23 protein-coding genes are annotated in these 24503 nt (G+C 37.7%); 17 read left to right on the top strand and 6 right to left on the bottom strand.

Annotated features, from left to right (window positions below; all coding sequences use genetic code 11):
• Window positions 1–77 precede the first annotated feature (77 nt).
• On the top strand, window positions 78–1478 hold the full coding sequence (locus tag LG296_RS16595; RefSeq protein WP_282433275.1) for a SpoVR family protein: 1401 nt from the start codon (window positions 78–80) through the stop codon (window positions 1476–1478).
• 79 nt (window positions 1479–1557) lie between these two features.
• Here LG296_RS16595 and LG296_RS16590 read toward each other — a convergent pair whose 3' ends face one another.
• Window positions 1558–3180, bottom strand: coding sequence for a catalase (locus tag LG296_RS16590; protein WP_107935266.1), 1623 nt, complete (start codon window positions 3178–3180; stop codon window positions 1558–1560).
• Between the two features lie 211 nt (window positions 3181–3391).
• Here LG296_RS16590 and LG296_RS16585 point away from each other — a divergent pair, with 211 nt between their 5' ends.
• Complete coding sequence (locus tag LG296_RS16585) at window positions 3392–4216, top strand: manganese catalase family protein (protein ID WP_107935265.1); 825 nt, start codon at window positions 3392–3394, stop codon at window positions 4214–4216.
• Window positions 4217–4272: 56 nt separating this feature from the next.
• On the opposite strand, the gene LG296_RS16580 is transcribed toward LG296_RS16585, so the two are convergent.
• Window positions 4273–5961 carry a ribonuclease J gene (locus tag LG296_RS16580; RefSeq protein ID WP_404427232.1) on the bottom strand — a complete coding sequence of 563 codons (1689 nt, stop codon included), beginning with the start codon at window positions 5959–5961 and terminating at the stop codon, window positions 4273–4275.
• Window positions 5962–6217: 256 nt separating this feature from the next.
• On the opposite strand from LG296_RS16580, the gene LG296_RS16575 reads away from it, so the two are divergent.
• The 3 genes from LG296_RS16575 to LG296_RS16565 all read left to right on the top strand — a co-directional run bounded on the left by LG296_RS16575 (window position 6218) and on the right by LG296_RS16565 (window position 8731).
• Window positions 6218–6913, top strand: a complete 696-nt coding sequence (locus LG296_RS16575) for a hypothetical protein (protein WP_107935263.1) — start codon at window positions 6218–6220, stop codon at window positions 6911–6913.
• A gap of 99 nt (window positions 6914–7012) precedes the next feature.
• Window positions 7013–7723 (top strand): MBL fold metallo-hydrolase, encoded by a 711-nt coding sequence (locus LG296_RS16570; protein ID WP_107935262.1) that lies wholly within the window; start codon window positions 7013–7015, stop codon window positions 7721–7723.
• A gap of 126 nt (window positions 7724–7849) precedes the next feature.
• Window positions 7850–8731 carry a DMT family transporter gene (locus LG296_RS16565; RefSeq protein WP_107935261.1) on the top strand — a complete coding sequence of 294 codons (882 nt, stop codon included), beginning with the start codon at window positions 7850–7852 and terminating at the stop codon, window positions 8729–8731.
• Window positions 8732–8777: 46 nt separating this feature from the next.
• On the opposite strand, the gene LG296_RS16560 is transcribed toward LG296_RS16565, so the two are convergent.
• From LG296_RS16560 to LG296_RS16545, 4 genes are all read right to left on the bottom strand, one after another.
• Window positions 8778–9095 (bottom strand): YitT family protein, encoded by a 318-nt coding sequence (locus LG296_RS16560; RefSeq protein ID WP_404427995.1) that lies wholly within the window; start codon window positions 9093–9095, stop codon window positions 8778–8780.
• Window positions 9096–9165: 70 nt separating this feature from the next.
• Window positions 9166–10496, bottom strand: a protein-coding gene (locus LG296_RS16555) for an IS3 family transposase (RefSeq protein ID WP_235867716.1) whose coding sequence is annotated in 2 segments (ribosomal slippage) — window positions 9166–10115 and window positions 10115–10496 — 1332 coding nt in all. Because the reading frame shifts where the segments join, the coding sequence is not laid out codon by codon here.
• A gap of 65 nt (window positions 10497–10561) precedes the next feature.
• Entirely contained in the window at window positions 10562–10819 is a 258-nt protein-coding gene (locus LG296_RS16550; protein ID WP_404427231.1) for a YitT family protein, read from the bottom strand.
• Between the two features lie 184 nt (window positions 10820–11003).
• Window positions 11004–11597, bottom strand: a complete 594-nt coding sequence (locus LG296_RS16545; protein WP_107935259.1) for a metallophosphoesterase — start codon at window positions 11595–11597, stop codon at window positions 11004–11006.
• 191 nt (window positions 11598–11788) lie between these two features.
• Between LG296_RS16545 and LG296_RS16540 the strand changes: the two genes are divergently transcribed.
• From LG296_RS16540 to LG296_RS16485, 12 genes are all read left to right on the top strand, one after another.
• On the top strand, window positions 11789–12271 hold the full coding sequence (locus tag LG296_RS16540) for a gamma-type small acid-soluble spore protein (protein WP_107935258.1): 483 nt from the start codon (window positions 11789–11791) through the stop codon (window positions 12269–12271).
• 102 nt (window positions 12272–12373) lie between these two features.
• Window positions 12374–12565, top strand: coding sequence for a gamma-type small acid-soluble spore protein (locus LG296_RS16535; RefSeq protein WP_107935257.1), 192 nt, complete (start codon window positions 12374–12376; stop codon window positions 12563–12565).
• 117 nt (window positions 12566–12682) lie between these two features.
• A complete protein-coding gene (locus tag LG296_RS16530) occupies window positions 12683–13678 on the top strand; it encodes a glutathione S-transferase family protein (RefSeq protein ID WP_107935256.1) in 996 nt (331 codons plus the stop codon).
• Window positions 13679–13706: 28 nt separating this feature from the next.
• A complete protein-coding gene (locus LG296_RS16525; protein WP_107935255.1) occupies window positions 13707–14210 on the top strand; it encodes a GNAT family N-acetyltransferase in 504 nt (167 codons plus the stop codon).
• A gap of 80 nt (window positions 14211–14290) precedes the next feature.
• Complete coding sequence (locus LG296_RS16520; RefSeq protein WP_107935254.1) at window positions 14291–14533, top strand: hypothetical protein; 243 nt, start codon at window positions 14291–14293, stop codon at window positions 14531–14533.
• A 318-nt stretch (window positions 14534–14851) separates the two neighbouring features.
• Window positions 14852–16000, top strand: coding sequence for an acyl-CoA dehydrogenase family protein (locus LG296_RS16515; protein ID WP_107935253.1), 1149 nt, complete (start codon window positions 14852–14854; stop codon window positions 15998–16000).
• 67 nt (window positions 16001–16067) lie between these two features.
• Window positions 16068–17564: a class I adenylate-forming enzyme family protein gene (locus LG296_RS16510; protein ID WP_404427230.1), complete on the top strand. Its 1497-nt coding sequence runs from the start codon at window positions 16068–16070 to the stop codon at window positions 17562–17564.
• Between the two features lie 17 nt (window positions 17565–17581).
• The gene (locus LG296_RS16505; protein ID WP_107935251.1) at window positions 17582–18763 is read left to right on the top strand and encodes an acetyl-CoA C-acetyltransferase; all 1182 of its coding nucleotides are present in this window, start codon (window positions 17582–17584) and stop codon (window positions 18761–18763) included.
• A gap of 398 nt (window positions 18764–19161) precedes the next feature.
• Window positions 19162–20382 (top strand): ATP-grasp domain-containing protein, encoded by a 1221-nt coding sequence (locus LG296_RS16500; RefSeq protein ID WP_107935250.1) that lies wholly within the window; start codon window positions 19162–19164, stop codon window positions 20380–20382.
• Complete coding sequence (locus LG296_RS16495) at window positions 20379–21089, top strand: aspartate/glutamate racemase family protein (RefSeq protein ID WP_107935249.1); 711 nt, start codon at window positions 20379–20381, stop codon at window positions 21087–21089. The genes LG296_RS16500 and LG296_RS16495 overlap by 4 nt, the downstream gene beginning before the upstream one ends.
• A 941-nt stretch (window positions 21090–22030) precedes the next feature.
• Window positions 22031–23179 carry a DEAD/DEAH box helicase gene (locus LG296_RS16490; protein ID WP_107935248.1) on the top strand — a complete coding sequence of 383 codons (1149 nt, stop codon included), beginning with the start codon at window positions 22031–22033 and terminating at the stop codon, window positions 23177–23179.
• A 1-nt stretch (window position 23180) separates the two neighbouring features.
• The gene (locus tag LG296_RS16485) at window positions 23181–24410 is read left to right on the top strand and encodes an aminopeptidase (RefSeq protein WP_107935247.1); all 1230 of its coding nucleotides are present in this window, start codon (window positions 23181–23183) and stop codon (window positions 24408–24410) included.
• The last annotated feature ends 93 nt before the right edge of the window (window positions 24411–24503 follow it).

Below are 24503 nucleotides of genomic sequence, written 5' to 3'. Positions count from 1 at the left end.
ACACCGAAATCAGTATACGAAAAACATCGATATTCACTTTTGGTGAAAATCGTGTTTTTCTATTGGGGGGAGAAAAGGTGGAAAAAGAACTTCATAAAGCGATTGAGGATATAAATGAAATTGCCATAGGGTTTGGCTTAGATTTCTTTCCAATGCATTATGAAATTTGCCCAGCAGAAATTATTTATACTATTGGTGCATATGGAATGCCGACTCGTTTTTCGCACTGGAGCTTCGGAAAGCAATTTCATAAGATGAAGCTGCAATATGATTTAGGCTTGAGCCAAATTTATGAATTGGTTATTAACTCAAATCCTTGCTATGCATTCTTACTCGATACGAATACATTAACGCAAAATAAGCTCATTATCGCTCATGTTTTAGCACACTGTGATTTTTTCAAAAATAATGTGCGCTTCTCTAATACAAGAAGAGATATGGTTGAAAGTATGACGGCAACGGCAGATCGAATTGCTAGCTATGAGCGTCTCTATGGAAAAGAAGAAGTTGAACAATTTTTAGATGCAATTTTAGCTATTCAAGAACATATTGATCCTTCCTTAGTAAGACCGAAATTGCTAGAATACGAGGATGAATTAGATGAGAACGAAATTGTTGTAGCAAAAACTCCTTATGATGACCTATGGGATTTAGACAAAAAAGAGGCACCAAGGTCGCCAGTTCGCTATAAAAAGAAAAAGTTCCCACCGAAGCCTGAAAAGGATATTCTTCTTTTCATAGAAATGCATAGTCGTGAGCTTGAAGAGTGGCAACGTGATATTTTAACGATGATGCGTGAGGAAATGTTATATTTCTGGCCACAGCTTGAAACGAAAATAATGAATGAGGGCTGGGCATCTTATTGGCACCAACGTATTATGAGAGAATTAAATCTTACAACAGATGAAACGATTGAATATGCAAAACTAAATGCGGGCGTTGTGCAGCCATCTAAGACGTCCATTAATCCATATTATTTAGGGTTGAAAATTTTTGAGGATATCGAAAGACGGTACGATAACCCTACACCTGAAATGATTAAAATGGGGGTGAAACCTGGCTCGGGAAGGGAAAAAATCTTTGAAGTACGTGAAATCGAATCTGATATTTCCTTTATCCGAAATTATTTAACTAAAGAGCTAGTCGACCAAGAGGATATGTACTTGTTCGAAAAAAAGGGTACTGATTACAAGATTACTGATAAGGATTATCGAAATGTACGAGATCAGCTTATATCTATGCGTGTAAATGGCGGCTTCCCATATATTGTTGTTGATAATGGGGACTACCTCCGAAACGGTGAGATGTACTTAAAGCATGGTTTTGAGGGGATGGAATTAGATCCGCATTACTTAGAACAAGTATTACCTTATATCTATCAGCTATGGGGACGCCCAGTCCATATAGAAACCTATGTGGAAAACAAACCAGTGCTTTATACGTACGATGGGAAAAGGAATTATAGAAAGGCATTATAATAACAAAAGTCAGTTAAGATTCGACGAACACATATAAAAAGCCCGTGAATTTGTTTATTCACGGGCTTTTGACTATGCATTAATAAGGATCTGCTTCGTGTCCTTTGTTTACAGCGTCATCCACTGCTTTATCTGCATTTTTAGCACCAAGTGGATGTGGACTAAAGTTTGGATCTTCTTTTTTCATTTCTTCTGTTTTTGCAACGATGCCTTCACGTAAGCGGCGGCCATATTCTTCGTCGGCTTGTTCTGCAAGGGCAATCATTTTATCTTGAATATCCTTTGGACAAATAACTAAATCGTTCACCAAGTTGCTTAGGAGCTCGTCCTTCTCCCATTGCTCGAAGTTGCGATAAGTTTCGCCGGCTTGTTTTGTATTATCGTTACGGTCAATCGATTCACGGACTAAGTTGCCTTCCACTTGAGGCGTATGCTCTTTTCCAGCCTGCTCAGCTTCTTTTAAACCACCCATACTAGAAGGTTCATAGTTAATATGAGGATTTTGACCAGGAGCTTTATCGTTATAATAACGTAATTGGCCACCCTCTTGGTTTGTTGCAACACGTTTTTTGGCAGCGTTGATTGGCAATTGTAGATAGTTCGCTCCTACGCGGTAACGTTGCGTATCTGAGTAAGAGAATGTACGACCTTGTAGCATTTTATCGTCAGAGAAATCTAATCCATCAACAAGTACCCCAGTACCAAACGCAACCTGTTCTACTTCGTTAAAGAAGTTTTCAGGATTTTTATTTAATACCATGCGTCCAACTGGCAGCCATGGGAACTGATCATTTGGCCATAATTTTGTATCATCCAGTGGGTCAAAATCTAGCTCAGGATGTGGGCCATCCTCCATAATTTGAACGAGTAGCTCCCATTCAGGATAATCGCCTTTTTCAATTGCTTCATATAAATCCTGTGTAGCATGGTTGAAGTTTTTACCTTGAATCTCTTCAGCTTCTTTGGTAGTTAAGTTTTTGATACCTTGCTTGGGCTCCCAGTGGTATTTTACTAGAACGGCTTTACCTTCTTGGTTTACCCATTTATAGGTGTTAACTCCAGAACCCTGCATCATTCGATAGTTTGCAGGAATACCCCATGGCGAGTAAACAAATGTAACCATATGGAAAGACTCAGGAGAATTTGCACAGAAGTCAAAGAAACGACGAGCATCCTGAATATTTGTTACTGGGTCTGGGCGGAAGGCATGAATCATATCTGGGAACTTCATAGCATCACGGATAAAGAAGATTTTTAAGTTGTTACCAACTAAATCCCAGTTTCCGTCTTCTGTATAAAATTTTACAGCGAACCCGCGTGGATCACGTAGTGTCTCAGGAGAGTGCAAACCATGTACTACTGATGAGAAACGAACGAATACTGGAGTTTGTTTTCCTTTTTCCTGGAATAATTTTGCTCGAGTATATTTTGAAGCAGGGTCATCGCCAACTGTACCGTATGCTTCAAAGTATCCATGTGCACCAGAACCACGAGCATGCACAATACGCTCAGGTACTTTTTCACGATCGAAATGACTAATCTTTTCGATGAAATCATAATTTTCTAAAGTAGCAGGACCACGATTTCCTACTGTACGGATATTTTGATTATTTGTGATCGGATGGCCTTGTCTGTTGGTTAATGTTGCATCATCTTCATAATTTGTGTCAAATTTCCCTTTGTTTGAAGGGTCTTTTTCCATGGGTATCATCCTTTCGATTCACTATCTGGATTAAGTTAAATTTATCCCTATAAATTTAGAAATAACCGCTACTATAATTCCCCATATAAATTAAAAGTATTCTTAAGAAATAATATTTTTTGTGTTTAAAAAGTGAACTTTGGTGATAATGATTATTAGCTTCGATTAATGTTTTTCGAAGTAAAATTTAATCATACTCAGGAGGTTATCAATGTTTCGACATCAAAAAGAACTGCAGTTTGAAGTGAAGGTTGAACGTCCAGATGCACTATTAGCAAGACAGGTTCAAGAATTGCTTGGCGGGCAATTTGGTGAAATGAGTGTTATGATGCAATACCTTTTCCAAGGCTTTAACTGCCGTGGGGAAGAGAAGTACAAGGATATGTTAATGGATATCGGTACTGAAGAAATTGGACATGTTGAAATGCTGTGTAACCTTATTAGTCAATTGCTAGATGGTATCTCCCCAGCAGAACAAATTGAGGCTGCAAAGGACCCGATGATTGCTGCAATCCTTGGTGGTACAAATCCTCAGCATTTAATAGTGAGTGGTTTAGGAGCTACACCTAGAGATTCAAATGGGGTTCCTTGGAATTCGGGATATATCGTTGCGAGTGGGAATTTACTTGCAGATTTCCGTTCTAATTTACATGCCGAATCTCAAGGACGATTACAGGTATCACGTGTATATGAAATGACAACTGACGAAAGCGTGCGTGCGGTTTTCCGTAAGATGTTAGCACGAGATCGCTACCACCAATACCAATGGATGGCAGCCATTTCAGAATTAGAGGAAAAGCATGGTATTGTGGCGCCAGCATCATTCCCACCAGAGGCGGAATTAGAGGCACAACCTCATGCTTATGAGTTCTGGAACTTATCTGAAGGGACACAATCTAGTGATGGACGCTGGGCTAAAGGAGCCGCGCAGGATGGTTCAGGTGAATTTGTTTACTTAGAAGATCCTAAAGCTCTTGGTCAAATTCCTAATCCGAATCTTCCTCACTTTTCTACACATAATGATATAAATGAATAAATAAATACGAAAGGCCAATAGTTACGTAATAAATACGGAACAATTGGCCCTTTTTATTAAATAGCAATAATAATTGGAAGAATCATTGGCTTTTTCTTTGTTTTTTCAAATAAGAAAATGCCCAATTCTTTTTTTATAGCTCGCTTCATACCCATAATATTAGGATCTTTAAATGGGTCTATCGTTCTTTTTACAACTTCAGTAATATTTTGTAATAACCCTTCAGAGTCCCTTGCATAGACAAATCCTCGAGAAATACAATCCGGATCTGAGATTCTCTTACCGTCTGATTTACTAATTGTAACAACGATAACTAGCATACCTTCTTCAGAAAGATGCTTACGGTCACGAAGAACAATTTCAACAATTTCATCGTCACCAACATTATCTACGTAAGTATCTCCAGCTGTTACTTTACGAGTTTGACGAGCTTCACCGTCACGAATATCAACCACATCACCATTTTTGATAATGAAGGTATTATTACGCTCAACCCCTACAGCCTCTGCAAGTAATCGGTGTATATGAAGCATACGGTATTCGCCATGAATTGGGATAAAGTATTTTGGCTTCATCAATGTAAGCATAAGCTTTAAATCTTCTTGATAACCATGTCCTGATACATGCATTCCCGTGATGCTTGAAGAACCATAAATAACCTTTGCTCCTAATTGGAACAGATTATCAACAATTCTCGAAACTCCTTTTTCATTGCCAGGAATAGGTGAAGCTGCAAAAATCACCGTGTCATCAGGTAACACACGAACATCTCGATTATTATTGGTGGATAGTTTTGATAGGGCGGCTAATGGTTCACCTTGGCTTCCTGTACATAGAACTACTACGCGATCAGGAGGATATTGTTTCACATCCCTAGCATCAATAAGCATCCAATCAGGAATTTCAACATATCCTCGTTCCTTAGCCACCTTCACAACATTCACCATACTACGGCCTAATAAGGCTAATTTTCGGTTTGTTTTAATCGTTGCATGAACGATTTGTTGTACACGGTTCACGTTTGAAGCAAAGGTCGAAATAATTATTTTTCCTGTAGCGTTTAAGAAGGCTTCCTCGATATGTGAGCCGACCTTACTTTCAGATGGTGTTGAGCCTGGTCGCTCTGCATTTGTACTTTCAGAAATAAGAGTAAGTACGCCTTCTTCACCAATCTTCGCCATTTTATGAATATCAGAATATTGGTCGTTAACAGGTGTTAAATCAAATTTAAAGTCACCAGTATGAACAACCTTTCCTTCAGGGGTATCGAAAACAATTCCTAAACAGTCCGGAATACTATGACTTGTTCTGAAGAAACTAGCTTTAATCTCACCAAAATCTAATTTGGATTCTGAGTGAATTTCAACCAAAGTAGATTCACGTAAAATTTTATGCTCCCGTAGCTTTAGCTCGATTAAACCAAGCGTAAACCTGGTTGCGTAGATTGGGATATTTAATTTTTTCAGGAAGTAGGGAATCCCACCAATGTGATCCTCATGACCGTGTGTTACAACTAGTCCACGAATTTTATGTTTGTTTTCTTGTAAATAGGAAACATCAGGAATGATTAAATTAATTCCTAGTAGCGACTCATCTGCAAATTTAGCACCACAGTCAACGATAACTAAATCCTTCTCAGATTCAATAACATACATATTTTTGCCGATTTCATTAATACCACCTAAAGCAAAAATAGAAAGTGTACTTTTACTAACAGACAAAATGACCCCTCTTTTCAACAACATTTACTAAATATAAGTATAGGTAGTTGCAAGTTGAACTATACGAAAAGTTATAAAGCACAGATTTGAATTTGAAGAAAATATAAATTCTATATAAAAACTATTAAAAATGAGAATGAAAAGAGAACTTCTCGAATAATATTTTATAACTACTAGAAACTTATATAAGTAGTTTTGAGAGACGAACCATCGTTTCACTTGTTTAGGTAATAGAGCTTTGTTTTTTTGACTACAAAACTATTTAAAAGGGGTGAGTAGGTTGTTTCAATTATTTTTATTATTATTAGAAGTTGTCTATCTTTTTTTAGCATTTAAATCAGGAAGTACACTATATTTAATCGTTGCAATAGTTTTAGGTGCGTGGTGGCTTTATGAGTTGAATAAGGATGTAAAAAAACGGAGTGAAGCATTATTAAATGAAACGGTTCAAAAAGTTGAACAGCACCCTCATACTCGCTATATTATTTCTCCTGATTATTTGAGTGCCTTAATGCTTGATGAATACTCCAATACTTTAAGAATTTTAGAAAGAGAACATACTGATGATGATTTTGATAAGAAGGAGTTCGATTTTGATGAGCTCTATGAAATAGCAATTGTCGAGGATGGAACTAATGTTGCTCTTACATCAAAGGGCGGTGTCCATGGTTGGTCCCTAATAGATGGGGGAGCAAAGGTAGATGTCCATGTAAATGAGATGGACGAATTACCTGAGAAGAAAGAAAAAGCAAAGGAGGTTAAAAAGCTCATACTTAAAATAGTGGTAGATGATTTATCAGACCCTATTGCGGAATATGTCTTTTTAGATAATGAACAAGAAATTCCAAAAGAGCTAGATGAGTATAAGGACATTTTTAAGGAATGCTCGAAATGGTATCAAAAAATTAGTGTAATTATTAAAAGACATGAGCATGAACGCAAAATCCAAGACGTTGCCATTAAAGGGTGGACTTAAAAAATATGAATAGGTACTTTAAACGGATTACAAATAATTTACAATATTTGTAGTCCGTTTCTTTTATAATATCTATATATACGGTTAAGGAGGAAGAGTTTGAGAATTACGAAATTTAATAATTTGTACCAGTTAACCCTGTGGCCAAAGTTCTTTCCTGTAAATTGTTATATTGTTGAAGAAGAAAAACATTTAGTATTAATCGATGCAGGAATGCCTGCAAGTTTTTCGGGAATTGTAAAATTGATTAAAGAGTTAAATAAGCCACTCGAAAAGATTGTTTTAACACATGCCCATGGCGATCATATTGGTTCGTTAAAACATATTAAGAGAATTTTCCCTGAAGCACAAGTTGCGATTTCTATCCGAGATAGTCGATTATTACAAGGAGATACATCGTTAGATGAAGGAGAACCACAAACACCCATAAAAGGCGGAGTACCAAAAGACTTAAAGTTAACGCCGGAAATCTATTTGAAAGAGGGGGATATGGTTAGTTCCCTTGAAGTAATAGAAACACCTGGTCATACACCGGGTTCAATTTCTCTTTGGAATAACAAAGATCAATCTGTCATCGTAGGAGATGCTTTTCAAACCCAAGGGAAAGTTGCTGTAAGTGGTCAACTTGTACCGCTATTTCCATTTCCAGCATTTGGAACATGGAATAAAGAGCAATCCTTTAATAGTGCCAAGAAAATTCAACAGCTATCACCAAAGCTTCTTGCAACAGGCCATGGAAAGGTAATATTAAATCCTAAAGAGATAATAACAAAAGCAGTTTCAATGGCAGAAGCGAACATTTTTAAATGAAAAAAGCTATGTTGAATTTACAATTTTGTACAGCTATTCGAACTAATAACTGTTTACTATTAAAGATTTATAATTTTCTAATTATCATATATTATTATACTAGCATACATAATATGGGAGGCAGTAATGCGAAAGTATATTGGTGAAATTATGCTGTGTATTACAGCAATTATTTGGGGAAGTGGCTTTGTAGTAAGTGCAATTGCTCTTGAGCATTACACGCCCTTTCAGATTCTAGCAGGTAGATTTTTAATAGGATTTCTTGTGTTAAGTTTAATTTTTTATAAAAAATTAAAGGTGTTAAATAAGGGGATTATTCTAAAAGGCTTGGTGTTAGGATTCTTTCTATATTTAGCCTTTGCATTACAAACAGTAGGGCTACAGTATACAACTCCTTCAAAAAATGCCTTTTTAACAGCTATTAATGTAGTTATTGTTCCTTTTATTGCCTTTTTCGCCTATAAAAGAAAAATCGATAAATTTGAATTAACTGGAGCTATTTTAGCAATTGTAGGTATTGGTTTTTTATCCCTTCAATTTTCAACTGATATAAATGTAGGGGATATTTTAACACTTGCTTGTGCAGTGGCCTTTGCCTATCAAATTTTTTATACTGCCAAATATGTAAAGGATGAAGATCCAATCACACTGACGATCGTACAAATGTTTTTTGCGGCAATTTTTTCGTGGATTGTTGTAATTTTCAAGGGAGAGGTAAGCTTTTCGTTTGAAGTTGAGGCTGTATCATCCATTTTATATTTAGCTATTTTCTCAACAACGCTAGCGTATCTATTCCAAACGATTGCACAAAAGTTTACAAATGAAACAAAAACAGCAATTATCCTTTCAACTGAAGCCTTATGGGGAATGATTTTCTCGGTAATTCTTTTAAGTGAATTTTTAACAACAAGAATGGTCGTTGGTGCTGTTTTAATTCTTTGTGCCATTATGATTTCAGAAACTAAATTATCCTTTTTAAAAAGGAAGAGTGTTGAAAAATTAACATGAACAAGAGCCGCCTTAAGGTTTAAGGCGGCTTTTGCTTTTAAAGAAATTATGTATGGCGCTTTGTTAGTACACTGGTCGTTATACCTACACAAAGAATGGTGACAATTGATAAAAGTAAGGTTTTCTGTGAAATGAAGATTCCACCTAAACAAACAACGGCTGCGTCTATGACGAAAATGACAATACCTACATTAATGAGTAATTTGTCTGAGATGAATTGAGCTAATAAGTCTGTGCCACCAGTACTTGTTTCAAAGCGCAGCATAAGGCCGATACCAATCCCAACAAAAATGCCACCTATTACGGAGCTAATCATAGGATCAATGTGGAGCAAGGTCCGCAACGGCTTAAAAAGGTCAATCATCACAGAGGAAATAAGTAACCCGTGTAAGCTATAAAGTGTACCCTTTGTAAAGGACATTTTGAAAAAGAGCCTAGGCAACTTGTTGAAGCTGCTGTCTGTATTTTGCAGGCGGCAGCTTTTTTAAATTCCATTGCCCACGATAATGATTGTAATAGGTCATGTAACTTTTGATTTCACGTTTTACTTCTTCAAGCGTTTCACAATTGCTAAAGTTTGTTTCATCTTTTAAATGCCCAAAGAATGATTCTTGAGGCGCATTATCCCAACAGTTTCCTCGCCGTGACATAGACTGACCTAAACCCATTTTCTTCACCAATGCCTGGTAAATCGGGCTTGTATAATGGAAACCCTGATCGGAATGGATAAAGGCATCTTCTGCTAAATGCGAATGTTTTTTTAATTTCTTCAACGTATTCAGAGCGATGTCCAAGTGTAAAGAAGATGACACTTCATAAGCTAGAATTTCGTTCGTTTCAGCGTCCTTAATCGTTGATAAATATGCACGTTTGCCGTTTCGATATGGCAAATATGTGATGTCTGTCAATAACACTTTACCCACTATACCTTGTTTAAATTTGCGTTTTAATTCGTTCGCATAAATGCGGTGTTCTTTCGTCGCTTTGACCATTCTTCGATAAGGATTTGCCTTGCGAATTGGACAGATGATGTTAAATTTCTTCATAATGCGGCGAATCCGCTTTAAGTTATAGGTGATGCTATATTGGCTTTGAAGCGTCATTTTAATTTGGCGTGCTCCCTTTTTACGTCCTCGGAAATGATACGCCTTTAAAATGATGTCTTTCACCACTTCATCTGCTTCATCTTGTTTGGCGCGATTTTGCGCTGATTTTTCATCAAAATGATGATAGAACCCTGAACGAGACACACCCATTACCTTACATAGATAGCTCACCATACGCTTTAGTTTATACTTTTGAAGCGTCTGGTGGATTAATTCAAATTTTAGTTTCGTTTCGATTGTAATTTCTTCTTCAACATCTGCCTTTCGAGTAGATCGAGCTTTTTTAGTAGTTCATTTTCTGCACGTAATAACTGGTTTTTCGCTTCTAAACGGGCGATTTTTTCTTCTGGGGTTAATTTCCGTTCAGAAGGTCGGCCGGAATTCATTTTACGAGTATCTTGTAAACCTACAATGCCAGAATTACGATAGGCTGCACGCCAGCGTTTCCCCGCTGTTTTAATACGATCCATTCCAATTAAGTCCACACTTAAGCCAGCTTCCTCGAAGATATCTCTAGGTAGCTTCCCCTGTTCATTTTCTGCAATAAAATGACGTTTGAATTCGTCGGTATAGGTAATCGCTTTCTCGCTGACTGACTTTACATAAGGGTTTCTTTTTAGCAGTTCTTGTTCTTTTTTCGTTAATAATCTTTTCGTCATTCTAATTCCGCTCCAACATCTTTTTTCTCATTATAAACAAAAGTACCCTACAAGAAGGACTTTTTTTAAAGTGTCCATCTTATAGGGTACATTTTACTATTAAAGAAATAGGGTTTATATTTAAACCAAGCAAGGACAAAAATCGGAATACTTAACACAATAATCATTAACCCAATTTTGAGCTTGAACAAATAATAAATAATTAATGAAAGCCCAATGATTCCACCGTCTAAAATTTCATAGGGGGTTAAAAAAACATTGATACCCAAGGACAAAAAGATACTTCCTACAATGATTGCTAAGCCTTTCTTAACAAATAGCATGCAATTCTCCTCACAATACTGGACATGCACCATTTTATGAAAGCATCAAGCAGAAAATAACGATTTAAGAGGGTAGTTATAAATAAAATGGAAGAGCAGAGAAATTGAAAGAAAAGAATTCATTAGAAAAAACAATAATAAAAACACCTAATGTAAATAGGTGCTCTCTTATTTAACCTTCTATCTATTGAGTTATCTTCATAAAAGTAACGGAACGATTATCACTATCGTATAAAACCCATTCTCTATTGTCTACAACAGAACCGACATTAACCCAATAAGCATCATTTGATAATGAAATAGCTTGTCCAAAATGGATGGGCTCATGGAGTTTTTTGACGTCCATATAAATACCGCTTCGATGACTATGACCAAAGAAAACAAGAGAGGTGTCAATTTCTAGCATAGACATATTAACGGGCTCCCAATGTGTGCCCCACTCAATTTGATGACCGTGTATTAATGTGGCACCTTCTATTACTATTTTTTCAGGTAATGCGGCAAAACTTTTGATACCAGTAACGTTAGTTATCCGTTCCTCTTGATTTCCCCGAATTGACGGAAATGTTAAGAGATCTTCAAATTCCTCTTCAATGATTGCTGCCGCATTTAATGGGGCATTAGAAATGGTTAAGGCTTTTTTCTTGCCAATCGTACATTCAAATAGATCTCCTAATCCGATTATTTTGGAATCGGGTGCAATTTCTTGTATATGTTGTAATACAGCTTTTGTGTCTTCAATACTTGAGTGCAAATCCCCCAATAGAGCATATCTCATTTCTTCACCTTCACACATGGAAATTTATTACTTTAATTTTAATGTAGTTTTATAAAAAAGAAAATACCCAGGTGATTAGTGATACTTACGATAGATACGAATTTATACTAAAAGAAATAAAATTATTGCACTCATAATATCGTCTTTACTTTGACATGATAAAGGCATAACATTTTGGAGGTGTTTTTGACATGGAAAAGAATAATGGTAAACGTTTCACATCTGCTGGTACTGATATTGAGGAAGTAAAGCGACAAAATGCACAGGGTTCTTCAGGGGCACAAGCTTTTGGTACTAACCCACAAAAGGTAAGAGAAGAAATTGCACAAGAGGCGGGTCCTTTTAACAAGCCTTTTTCGCAAAGTCCAGCCCCCCAGTCTTTTGGAGGGAAAACAGCATCAGGTACAGATATCCAGAAGGTTCGAGAGGAGATCGCACAGGAGGCGGGTCCATTTGGTAGTGGCCAATTCTCTTCAGCATCATCCCAATCATTTGGAGGAAAAACAGCTTCTGGCACTGACATTCAAAAGGTAAAAGAAGAAATTGCTCAGGAAGCAGGGCCATTTAATGTTCCTTCTCAGCAGCCTTCAGCAGGCAAAACAGTTACTGGTACAGATATTGCAGAAGTAAAACGCCAGAACCAACAAGCTGAACAAGGTAAGAATAAATTTTAAAAAATGATTTTATAAAGCGCCTCTATATTAGGGGCGTTTTTCTTAGATTTTTTTCTAATTTGTACAAAATATATTCTTTTATACATGGGAAGGAGCCTAATCATGCAAAGTGAACAGAACCAATACACAGTTTCTGGAACAGATATCGAAGAGGTAAAAAGAAAAAATGCCGCATCTGGTATGTCCTATAAAGAAGTAATGGAATACCTTGCAAGTACTGGTGGTAAAAATACGAAAATGTTTAGTGATACAAATATAGATGAAGTAAAAAAACAAACTCAACATCCACATTAAGGTTAAAGGTGACCTTAGCAGTATAAGGTCACCGATTAATTGAAATCAAATAAATTGTAATCAGAATATTTACATATTAAAATTTGTAGACAAAGAAGAAAGAATAGGTGATACATAATGGGCAATCTAAAAAAAGAAAAACCGTTAGAAGTAGACCAAAGCGGTAAATTCAATCGTCAAAAAAATCGTTTTACAACACCGTTTGGAAATAATCCAGGAGAATTACCAATAGAGGCAGGGCGTTATCGTCTGTTATGGTCACCTGTGTGTCCGTGGGCACATCGCTCTGTGATTGTCCGTAGAGTGCTTGGTTTAGAAGAGGTTATCAGTTTAGGAACAGCTAGTCCAATGCGTCCAAATATCCCGCGTGTAGACTGGGAGTTTTCTTTAGATGAGGGAAATAAAGATCCTGTATTAGAGGTTCAATATATAAGTGAAGTGTATTTGAATGCAGACCCTGGCTACGAGGGCCGTCCTACAGTTCCAGCTATGGTAGACATCAAAGAGAAAAAGGTTGTAAATAATGATTATTTCCGTTTAACGAATTATTTCGAAACAGTATGGTCACCGTTGCATAAAGAAAATGCACCAATATTGTATCCTGAAAGCATACGTGAAGAAATCGATGCCTTAAATGATGTGATTTTTCATGAAGTAAATAATGGAGTTTATAAATGTGGATTTGCCCGTTCTCAAGAAGCTTATGAAGAGTCATATGATACGTTATTCAATCAATTAGATGAGCTGGAAAAACGTTTAGCGACTAGCCGTTTTTTACATGGGGATTATATTACAGATTCGGATGTTCGACTTTATGCCACATTGGTTCGTTTTGATGTAGCCTATTATGCTGCCTTTAAAGCAAATCGCAATCGAATTGTAGATTTCCCGAATTTGTGGGGGTATTTAAGAGACTTATACCAAACGCCAGGCTTTGGAGATACAACAGACTTTAATGCAATTAAAGTTCACTATCACCTATCGAATCATATCGCGAGCGATGACCAAAAAAGTCTTAATATATTACCAAAGGGTCCTGATATGTCGATTATTAATACACCACATAACCGTGAAGAGTTAAGTGGAAAACAGGAGAAATTCCTGATTGTTTAATATTAAATCCAAATAAAAGGAGAATGAAATGTTAATAAGGGATGCAGTAAAGGGAGAGCTCCAAAAGATTAAGGAATTACGATTACAGTCATATGAAGAGCATGCAGAAAAAATACCAGAGGCACATTGGGATGCTTTAAAACAATCGATTCTTTCTGATGAAGGGGAGCAAGCAGGAATCGAACGAATGGTAGCTGAACTAGATGGAGAGTTAGTTGGAACAGTTGCACTGTTTTCTCCAGAAATCGAAGCATATAAAGGACTAGTTGAAGGGCAGTTAAATCATCCGGAGCTAAGAATGCTTGCTGTTTCTCCAAAAGCAAGAGGAAAAGGTGTTGCAAAAGCGTTAGTTCAGGAGTGTATGAAACGTTCTAAGAACAACGGCTACAAATCAATGGGATTACATACAGCAGATTTCATGGAATCAGCAGTGAACCTATATACGAGCCTTGGATTTAAACGAGTTCCAGAGAATGATTTTATTCCATTAGATGATGGAATTATTGTAAAGGCGTTTAATATTGAGTTTTAAGGAATTGTAATGCTAATCCATTTTTTAGTGAAGAATAATTTGATAATCGATTCACACACTAAAGCAAAAGGAGTGTGTGAATGATGAACAAGGATTGGGAGTCATTAATCGAGTCGAAAAAGGAGTTTGCAGATTTACCAGCCAAGGATAAACCAGATATGGTGGATTCAGATAATATTAGTTTGTTTGACCTACATGAGGATATGCAAACCGTTGATTCAATTCCAATAGAAGAGCTAAATAAGCGAGTTAAAGCAGAGGATGACGAGCTGATTACAGAAGTGTTCAGAAAAGAATCCCCTGACGAAAAAAGACATAATTAGGCTAATGCCTAATTATAATAATAGTGCTATTCAAGTGATGGATGCTTGGATAGCTTTTTTATTATTTAGATTTAGAAGTAAGGTGCTTAATGAAATTAAAAATCGGTTGCGGTTCGGACAATGGCAGAGGAGCAAAAGAGTTTAAAGTCTGGGAGGGGCGATATCACGCAACGTAAAAACCATATTTTTTCTACTTGAAGCTTGAAAATTCTATTAAAAACAAAAAAACCAACAGTATTTTATTGATAATTATGTTTGTGATTGTTAAAATCTAGTTATATTTTCAGAAAATTCTAAGTTCTGGATGGAGGATTTTTTATGTTAGGGGATATCTTTACAGATGAGCATGAAATGTTTCGAGTTGCTTTACGGAAAATGCTAGAAAAGGATGCGTATCCTTTCTTTGACGAATGGGAGTTACATAAAGAAGTGCCTAGGGATTTTTGGAGGAAGTTAGGGGGAAACGGCTTCCTATGTCCAATGGTTAGTGAATCCTATGGTGGTTTAGGTCTCGATTTTGGTTACTCTATGATTCTAGGAGAAGAGCTAGAACGTGTTGGTGCTGGACCGGCGAGTGGAATCGTGCTGCATTCAGATATCGTTGTACCATATATCGAAGAGTATGGAACAGAAGAGCAAAAACAAAAGTGGCTACCTAAAAGTGTAAGTGGCGAGTATATTTCTGCAATAGCTATGACTGAGCCTGGCGCTGGGTCTGATTTAGCAGGTATTCGGACAACTGCTCGTAAAGAGGGCGATTATTATATTCTGAACGGTGAGAAAACCTTTATTACGAATGGCATCAATGCAGATTATGTTGTAGTAGTTTGTAAAACAGACCCAAATGCAAAACCAGCTCATCGCGGAATCAGTTTAATTGTAGTGGAAAGTGGGACTCCTGGTTTTAAAAGAGGGAAGAAACTAAACAAAATTGGGATGCATTCCTCTGATACAGGTGAACTGATTTTTGAAGATGCGAAAGTGCCTGCAGCAAATCTACTTGGTGAGGAAGGTAGAGGCTTTTACTATTTAATGGAGAAGCTGCAGCAGGAAAGGCTACTGGTTGCAATCGAGGTACAGATAGAAGCAGAAGAAATGTTCCGAATTACAAAAGAGTATGTCAAAACTAGAAAAGCTTTTAACCATACCATTGCAGACTTTCAAAATACTCAATTTAAATTAGCAGAGATGGCTACTGAAATAGATATTGGTCGAAATTATATTAATAATCTTGTTGCAAAACATATTGCTGGTGAAAAAATTGTCAAAGAAGTATCGATGGCTAAGTGGTGGATTAGCGAAATGGCTAAGCGTGTAGCTACAGACTGTCTTCAGCTTCATGGAGGCTATGGCTATATGGAAGAGTATGAGATTGCTAGACGATTCAGGGATATTCCTGTTGCGGCAATTTACGCAGGAACAACAGAAATCATGAAGGGGATTATTGCAAAAGAGATTTTAAAATAAATGGAGTTTTAATTAAGTAGTTTTTCAAGGGGATTAGATTATAACACCATAAATAAGGGGGATGTGTATGTTTATATTAAATGTTTTAAAGCAGCATGCAACGAGAACACCAGACGCACTAGCAATCGCTTTTGAGGACAATGAGTGGTCATATCGTGAGCTTTATAATAATGCACAAAAAATTGCAGCGTACTTACAGCAACAGGGCTATCAAAAAGGGGATATTGTTGCTCAATTTATGCTGAACTCTGATTTATTTATGGCTGTTTACTATGGCGTACAATTGGCGGGACTTACGATAATGCCAGTAAACACAAAGCTTGCTTCACCAGAAGTAGAGTATATTTTCTCCCATTCTGAAGCTAAGCTATTATTCTTTGATGAAAAAATTGAACAAACAATAGCCGATTCTACTCACAGCTTCATAGAAAAAATCAATGTAGCAAAAATTCGTGACATCCTTAATCAGGATACAGCTGAATTCAAGCCGTTGTCATTAGAACCAAATGATACAGCGGTAGTTATGTATACATCTGGTACAACAGGAAAACCAAAAGGGGTGCAGTTATCCCATAGAAATGTATATGAGACAGCAGAAATTTGGTCTGAATCAATGAAAATGACAAATAATGATCGTATGTATATTTGTACGCCGCTGTTCCATTGTGCGGGAAGTCATGTATTTGCGGTACCAACCATGTACCAAGGTGGGGCAATTGTTATTGAAGAAGCTTTTTCGCCTGATCGTACCTTGAAAAATATCGTTCAGACAAGGGCTACTATATTCTTTGGAGTGCCTGCCATGTATACGCTTCTATTAAATAAACCTGAGATTAAGAGCTATAACTTTGAGCATTTAAGAATGTTTGTTTATGGTGCAGCGCCAATGCCATATGAATTAGTAAAGCGCTTAAAAGATACATTCCCAAAGGTAAAGGTTCAAAATTGCTACGGGCAGACAGAGAATTCACCTGCTGCATCCTCTTTAACAGATCAGGACGCTTTAAAGAAAATCGGATCAGTTGGAAGACCTTTGCCACGTACGGAAATCAAATTAGTAGATGCTTCAGGAGAGGAAGTACCTCTAGGTGAAGTAGGAGAAATTTGTGTAAAGGGACCACAAGTAATGAAGGGATATCTACGTAATCCTGAAGAAACTTCGAGGACGATTCAAAATGGTTGGTTGTACTCAGGCGACTTAGGAAAATTCGATGATGAAGGCTTTTTATATATCGTTGATCGAAAGAAGGATATGATCATTCGAGGCGGCGAGAATATTTATCCGATAGAGGTTGAGGAAGTGTTATATCAAATACCGCAAGTATTAGAGGCAGCAGTTGTTGGGATTCCTCACGAGGTATATGGAGAAGTCCCGAAAGCCTTTGTAGTGGCTAAAGAAAATCAAGCGCTAACAGAAGAAGAGGTTCTAACATATTGCGGAACACAATTAGCAAAATATAAGATTCCTATGGAAGTAGAGTTTTTGAAGGAATTGCCGCGTAATGCCTCTGGTAAGGTGTTAAAGCATACACTTCGACCTCAGGTAAGTGAGACGGCGCAATAATTTAAGGGGGATAAGAAGTGGAGAATGTATATATAGTAGATGGGGCACGAACTGCTTTTACAGCATTCGGCGGTTCATTTGCAGCAGTGGATGCAGTGGAGCTTGGCACACAAACAGCGATTGAAGCATTAAAGAGAGCGAATGTAGCGCCAGAGCAAGTGGATCATGTAGTTTATGGGGGTGTAATTGCAAGTAATGTAAATGCAGCTTATTTAGCACGTCATATCGGGTTAAAGGCAGGTGTACCAAAGGAAGTCCCTGCTTTAACTTTAAATCGACTATGTGGCTCTGGTATGCAATCTATCGTAACAGCAGCACAGCAGATTTTACTTGGAGAAGCAGATGTCGTGCTAGCAGGTGGGGCTGAAAATATGTCTCAATCGCCATACTCGAATTTTGATCAACGTTTTAATGGAGCTAAAATGGGAAATCTGCAATTCATTGATATGCTGCAGGCTACTTTAACTGATCAATATACTGGATCTGGTATGGGGATGACAGCAGAAAAATTAGCGGAAGTTTATGATATCTCTCGTCAAGAACAGGATGAATTTGCTGTACAATCCCATCATAGAGCAGCTCAAGCTCAAGAAGCTGGATACTTTAAAGAAGAAATTGTCCCTGTTTCAGTTAAAACACGAAAAGGTGAAATCACAATTGAAGTGGATGAGCATATAAAAGAAACTAGTAATGTTGAAGGCTTAGCCAAATTACGACCAGCCTTTAAAAAGGATGGCTCTGTAACTGCTGGAAATGCTTCAGGGATTAATGATGGGGCTGCTTCAGCAGTAATCGCAAGCGAAAAATTCGTGCAGGAAAATAATCTGAAACCAATTGCTAGAATCGTTTCATGGGGAGTAGCTGGAGTAGACCCTACAATAATGGGAATAGGGCCGGTGCCTGCCATAAAGCAAGCATTACAAAAAGCAGATCTAACAATTGATGATATGGATTTAGTTGAGGTAAACGAAGCATTCGCTGCACAGTACCTAGCTGTTGAAAAGGAGCTGGGTCTAAACCGAGAAATAACAAACGTAAACGGTGGAGCGATTGCATTAGGACATCCTGTTGGTGCAAGTGGTACACGAATCGCATTAGCAAGCAGCTACGAATTAAAGCGTCGTGGGGGAAAATACGCAGTAGCAAGCCTTTGCATCGGCGGAGGTCAAGGTATTGCACTAGTAATCGAATCAGTATAATAAAGTGATTAATAGACTTAGAAGCTTCCGTAAATGGAACTTTTAAGTCTTTTTTAACGTATAAACTTATATAAATTCAAGTTGAAAAGCTAGCGAATTGGGTAAAATATAGAGGACATTATTTTTAAAGAAGTGTTTTACGACAATGCCCAATATCTAAGAAGTGCAGAAAATTATCAAATTGTTCAATTTAGGATTCTTTTTTTCATATTTTACAGGAATATTAAGAAGAGATTTTTAGGTAAGGATGCATATTAACATATTAGAAAAATGTGTTAAACTAACATTTAGACTGATAAAATTAACATAATTTTTCAAGCTTAATTTGAATGTACGATTATAATTTGTGTACATAGAATCTCTTAAATACTATAACAATTAAAGTGAGATGAAAGATAATGGAACAACCATTTTTACCGATATTATTAGGCTCTGATATGAACGCGTACGGCATGGCTCGTGCATTTTACGAAGCTTATGGCTTAAAACCACTTGTACTTGGTCGCTCACATTTAACAGCCACTCAAGATAGCCGTATTTTAAATTTCCAAGCAATAGCAAATTTGAACGAGCAGGAGGTTTTCGTACCTGCACTAGAAAAAATCGCAAAACAATATCCAGATAAAAAATTATTACTATTAGCTTGTGGGGATGACTATGCAAAGCTAATTATTAAAAATAAACCAGAACTTGAAAAGTACTTCACAGTGCCTTATATTGACGAAACTTTAATGGATCAAATTCTATTAAAGGAAAACTTCTATAAAATGTGTGAGAAGTATGACTTCAAATATCCTGGGACAACAACAGTGACTGCTGAAAACTACCACGATTTCACACCGCCATTTGAATATCCAATCATCTTAAAGGCATCAAACTCAGTTGCTTATTGGGCTTGTAGCTTCCCAGGTAAAAAGAAAGTGTTTGTAGCCAATGATGAAGCTGAAAAAACAGCTATTTTAAAAGCGATTTACGCATCTAGTTATCAGGATACGATGATTGTTCAGGAATTTATCCCGGGTGACGATTCCTATATGCGTGTTCTAAATGCCTATGTTGGCCAAGACGGTAAAGTGAAGTTAATGTGTCTAGGAAATCCAATCCTTGAAGAGCATTCACCTGATGGTATTGGTAGCTACGCGGCAATCATTACAACTTATGATGAAAAGCTGATGGATAAAGTGCGTCACTTCTTGGAGGATATCGGCTACACTGGCTTTGCCAACTTCGATATGAAATACGATGCGCGTGATGGAGAGTACAAGCTATTCGAAATCAATCTTCGCAACGGTCGTTCTAGCTATTTTGTAACTGCAGCTGGCTATAACTTAATGAAATACGTAGCAGATGATCGTATGTTGAACATTAAACAAGAATTAACTTATGCAGATAATAAGCATCTGTGGATGATTATTCCAAAAGGCGTTTTATTTAAATATGCTTCAAATGGAAAAATGAAAATCGAAGCAAAAAGCTTAATCCGTCAAGGAAAATGGACAAACTCATTATTCTATAATGAGGACATGAATCCGAAGCGTTGGGTTAAAATAACTCTAAATAATTTAAATTACTATCGTAAATATAAAAAATATTTTAATAAAAAAGGTTTGGAAGAATGAGAAAAACATTAGGTATTATCGGTGGTGTCGGTCCGTTAGCGACAATGTTTATCGGCGAGATGATTGTCCGCCGAACGAGTGCCACCAAAGATCAGGAACATGTCCATACAATCATAGATAATGATACTTCGATTCCAGATCGTACAGCTTATATCCTAGACCAAACTAAGGAAAATCCAGTACCTTATTTAGTAAAGGATGCAGTAAAATTGGCAGATGCCGGCGCGGACTTGATTTGTATTCCCTGCAATACTGCCCATACCTTTTATGAGGATTTACAATCAGCTTCTCCAGTTCCCGTGCTTCATATGATTCGTGAAACTGCCAAAAGAGCTGCTTCTACTGGAGCAAAACGAGTTGGCGTTCTAGCGACAGATGGAACTCTTGCTTCTGGTGTGTATCAACAAGCGCTAATCGAGCAAGATATCGAACCTGTTGTTCCAGATATGGTCATTCAGCATCAAGTAATGTCTGTTATATATGATTATGTAAAGGCTGGAAAAGAAGTTTCTGAGCATCAATGGCACGTGATTGAACAAGCCATGTTGCAATTAGATTGCGACAAAATTATCTTGGGCTGTACAGAGCTTTCAATTGTAAATAAAGACTTGAAATTAGATAACCGATATATAGATTCGCTAATGGTTTTAGCTGAAAGTGCAATCCTTGCATGCGGCTATGAACTAATAACACCAGTGAAAATCTAAGCCTGCCTTTCTTTAGGCAGGTTTTTTTTCGGTAGGAAAGAGCTTTCAAAGTAACTGAAGTCATTCACTATGAGAATTGGCGATGATAAGTTGGATGAAGGTAGAGCCGCGTGGCGGATTGCGACGTTGCAGGTTGAGATGGAGTCGGTAAGGTAGTAAAAAAAGGCGGATTGAGACGTTGTGAGTGGAGATGGGGTTAGAAAGGTAGCAAAGAGAAGCGGGTTGCGACGTTGTGAGTGGAGACCGGGTTAGAAAGGTAGCAAAGTGAACTAGATTGCGACGTTGTGAGTGGAGACCTGGTTTGAAAGGTAGCAAAGAGAAGCGGATTACGACGTTGTGAGTGGAGGCCGGGTTAGAAAGGTAGCAAAGAGAACCGGGTTGCGACGTTGTGAGTGGAGACCTGGTTTGAAAGGTAGCAAAGAGAAGCGGATTACGACAATCCTAGTGAAAATCGGTTCGATAAAGTAGCAAAGCGAACAGGATTGCGACGTTGTGAGTGGAAACCGGTTCGCAAAGGTAGCAAAGAGAAGCGGATTGCGACGATCCGAGTGGAAACCGGTTTGCAAAGGTAGCAAAGCGAACAGGATTGCGACGATCCAAGTGGAAAGCGCTCCGCAAAGGTAGCAAAGCGAGCCGGATTGCGACGATCCGAGTGGAAACCGGTTTGCAAAGGTAGCAAAGCGAACAGGATTGCGACGATCCGAGTGAAAACCGGTTCGCAAGGTAGCAAAGCGAGCCGGATTACGACGATCCGAGTGAAAAACCGTTCCATAATGTAGCAAAGCCATCCATATTCAGCCGTTCCAAGCATAAATCTACACCATAACGTCGTAAACCATTCAAAATCCATCACACAGCATAGAAAAATCGTGTCAAAATCGAGTAAAGTATTCAATCTATGGTACACTATACGCAAGTAACTAAAGGTAGGTAAAATAATCATGTCCGTAATCAATTTATTAAACGAAACATTACAAAACAAATGGAAATATGAAACAACAATGAAGGTTCAGGACGAAATGATTCCGGCGATGCTCGAAGGTAAAGACATCGTAGCTGAATCTCCAACTGGATCAGGTAAAACATTGGCATATGTACTACCAATATTAAATAAAGTAGATGGTAGTAAAAAACAAACGCAGGCTCTAATTGTAGCTCCTTCACAAGAGCTTGCAATGCAAATTGTTGAGGTTATTCGTGAATGGACTGCTGGTACAGACATCACAGTGCAGCAACTAATCGGTGGAGCTAACTCTGCTCGTCAAATTGAAAAACTAAAGAAAAAACCTACAATCGTAGTTGGAACTCCTGGACGTTTAAACGAACTAGCAAGAGCGAACAAATTTAAGCTTAAAGAAGTTCAAATCGTTGTTCTAGATGAGTGTGACCAATTATTAAGTCGTGAATACCGAGTAACTGTTAAATCGTTTATTGAAGATGCTGCGTTTGGAAGACAAGTCGTAGTTGTTTCTGCAACAATAACAGAAGAAATCAAACTTGTAGCAAGCCGTTTGATGTTCGAGCCAATCCTTATCGAGATTAAGCCAGAAGACATGGTGCAAGTAGGAACGGTAGAGCATTCATTTATCAAGGTTGATGAACGTGATAAAACAGATATGCTGCGTCGAGTTGCGAATATTGAAGGCTTACGTGGATTAGCATTCGTCAATAACATCGACCAGGTTCTGATGAAAGAGACGAAATTAAAATACCGTGATGCAAAGGTTGTAACACTGCATTCCGATATGAAAAAGGAAGAGCGTAAAAAGGCGTTAGATGCTTTCAGAAAAGGTGACGCTCGTATTTTAATTGCCACTGATATCGCCGCTCGCGGATTAGATATCGAAGGGCTGACACATGTAATTCATGTGGATGTACCACGTACGATTGAACAATATACACACCGTTCAGGTAGAACTGGACGTGCTGGTGCAGATGGTGAGGTACTTACTTTACTTTCATTTAGAGATGAAAAAGATTATAAAAAGCTAACACGCGACATGAAAGTAAAAGCAGTTCAAAAGGTTTGGCACAAAGGTAGTATAGTGGAAGGTAACTCAAAAACGGTTACACAAAAGAGAGGGAACTAGGATGACTTTTGAGGAGAAATTAGAGCAGTACGCGGAACTAGCTGTTAAGGTTGGCGTTAATATTCAAAAGGGCCAATATTTATTAATCAATACGTCTACAGATACACTTGAGTATACTCGTATCGTAGTGAAAAAAGCGTATGAGGCTGGGGCAGGTAGAGTGCAGGTGAACTTAACTGATCCAGAAATTACACGTTCTTTTTATGAGCTTGGTGCAGAAGAGGAATTTAGTAAGTTTCCGAAATGGACTGTTGCCCAAAGACAAGAACTAATCGAACGCAAAGGTGCGTTATTATGGATTGATGCAGAAGATCCTGACCTACTTGCTGGGATTCCATCTTCACGTATCTCTGCCCAGGAAAAAGCCTCAGGTACTGCATTAGTTCGCTACCGTAAAGCGATTATGAACGATGAAATTGCTTGGTCTATCATTGCTGTTCCTTCTAAAAAATGGGCTGCAAAGGTATTCCCAGAACTACCTGAATCAGAGCAAATGGAAGCTTTATGGGAAGCGATTTTCAAAACGGTTCGTATTGGTGAAGGGAATGCAGTTGAAAATTGGCTAAAACACATTGATACATTGCAAGATCGTGCAGCCCTACTTAACAATATGAAAATTTCAAAACTGCATTATAAGGCTCCAGGTACTGACTTAACAATCGAGCTTCCTGAAAAACACTTATGGATTTCGGGAAGCAGTAAAACGCCAGAAGGTACAACTTTTATTGCCAATATGCCAACAGAAGAAGTATTTACATTGCCTGCAAAATACGGGGTGAATGGTGTTGTAAGCAGTACAAAGCCTTTAGCATATCAAGGGAATATTATCGATAATTTCTCTTTAACTTTTGAAAAAGGAAAAATTGTTGAAGCGAAAGCTGAAGTAGGGAATGATTTGTTACAAGAGCTAATCACACAAGATGTAGGATCATCCTTCTTAGGAGAAGTAGCCCTCGTTCCACACAAATCGCCAATTTCAGAATCAGGCATTTTATATTACAATACACTTTTTGATGAAAATGCATCTAACCATTTAGCAATCGGTGAAGCATATCCAACCTGCTACGAAGGTGGTCAACAGCTAGAAGAAGGCCAATTAGAAGCACTTGGCATCAACGTATCCATTACACATGTCGACTTCATGATTGGTAGTGGTGAAATGGACATCGATGGAATTCTACCTGATGGAACAGAACAGCCAATTTTCCGAAAAGGGAATTGGGCATTTTAATGGTCGTTCAACGTAATGTTGTTTAACCGCCCAAAAATTACATCATAATTCCGACTGATTTTTACGAATGTTTGTTCGTAGAAATCAGTCTTT

Origin of the sequence: Ureibacillus chungkukjangi (assembly GCF_044795995.1) — a bacterium.
GTDB lineage: Bacteria > Bacillota > Bacilli > Bacillales_A > Planococcaceae > Ureibacillus > Ureibacillus chungkukjangi.
The sequence above is the reverse complement of the archived record's forward strand: the minus strand, read 5'-3'. Positions and strand labels throughout refer to the sequence as shown.